Origin of the sequence: Leucobacter sp. M11 (genome assembly GCF_035726885.1) — a bacterium.
In the GTDB taxonomy this organism is placed as follows: Bacteria; Actinomycetota; Actinomycetes; order Actinomycetales; family Microbacteriaceae; genus JAPFRB01.
The window spans coordinates 345127-345782 of sequence record NZ_JAPFRB010000001.1 but is presented as its reverse complement, the minus strand read 5'-3'; the positions used below and the strand labels follow the sequence as shown (position 1 = coordinate 345782).

Here is a 656-nt window from a genome sequence, read left to right as displayed (position 1 = left end):
CCGCTCGCCCTGAAGGGGGTGCGCTATCGGCCGATGGATGCCGCGCGGACCCTGCGCCGGAACCTGCTCGTCTTCGGGCTCGGCGGGGTCGTGGTGCCCTTCCTCGGCATCAAGCTGATCGACCTCGCGATCAGCCTCCTCCCCGGCTTCTAAGCCACCCCACCCCCTCCGCGGGCTGACTGCGTGGGCCGCGTTCCCCCCGGGGAACGCACCGCCGCAGGCTCGGGAGGGACCCTCCTCGAACGGAAAGATCGGGATCGTGTCCTCCACCCTTCGCACCCTGGGCGTCGCCCTCCGCGCCGTCCTCCTCGCCACCCTCGTCCTCGGCCTCGGCTACCCAGCCGTGATCCTCGGCGTCGGGCAGCTCGCCCTGCCCGCCCAAGCGCAGGGCTCCCTGCTGACCGACCCCGGCACCGGGGCCGCCCTCGGCTCGCGGCTGCTCGGCCAGGACTTCGCCGACGCCGCCGGGGCGCCGCTGCCCGGCTGGTTCCAGGGCCGCCCCTCCGCCGCGGGCGACGGCTACGACGGCCGGGCCTCCTCCGGCAGCAATCTGGGACCCGAACACCCGGAGCTCATCGCCCAGGTCACCGAGCGGCGCGCCCTGCTCGCCCGCGCCAACGGCGTCGCCCCGGCCGAGATCCCCGCCGACGCGCTCA

The 656-nt window shown here is 75.5% G+C and carries 2 protein-coding genes; both read left to right on the top strand.

Going from position 1 to position 656, the window contains the following annotated elements; all coding sequences use genetic code 11:
* Positions 1–153, top strand: a 153-nt coding sequence (locus tag OOT08_RS01725) for a hypothetical protein (protein ID WP_325091276.1), incomplete at its 5' end; no start/stop codon positions are given.
* A gap of 106 nt (positions 154–259) precedes the next feature.
* The coding region (locus OOT08_RS01720; RefSeq protein ID WP_325090842.1) for a potassium-transporting ATPase subunit C at positions 260–656 on the top strand (397 nt) is incomplete at its 3' end.